This is a genomic window from Amphritea pacifica (genome assembly GCF_016924145.1).
Taxonomy (GTDB): Bacteria; Pseudomonadota; Gammaproteobacteria; order Pseudomonadales; family Balneatricaceae; genus Amphritea; species Amphritea pacifica.
Window position 1 is genome coordinate 1 of sequence record NZ_JAFFZO010000254.1, and the last position, 255, is coordinate 255.

A 255-nucleotide genomic window follows, 5' to 3' on the forward strand; every position below is an offset into this window, starting at 1 on the left:
CCACCGGCTTTGATTTTCTGACCCACGAAGCGGGCTTTGGTATCGCCATGAGCCTGATCGATTACAGCGAAGCATCCAGTTATGGCATGACCTTTGTTGTGGGGCTGTTAAATACCATTCTGATCGCCGTGATGGGGATTATTGCCGCGACTATCCTGGGCTTTATTCTGGGGGTGGCGCGCTTATCGGATAACTGGCTGATCGCCAAATTTTCTGCGCTGTACATCGAAATATTTCGCAACATCCCACTGCTGC

General features: G+C 51.0%; 1 protein-coding gene. It reads left to right on the forward strand.

Translation table 11 applies throughout. The features are described 5' to 3' along the window. Positions 1-255: ABC transporter permease subunit (locus JW499_RS22250; RefSeq protein WP_205212570.1), on the forward strand; the 255-nt coding region annotated here is incomplete at both ends.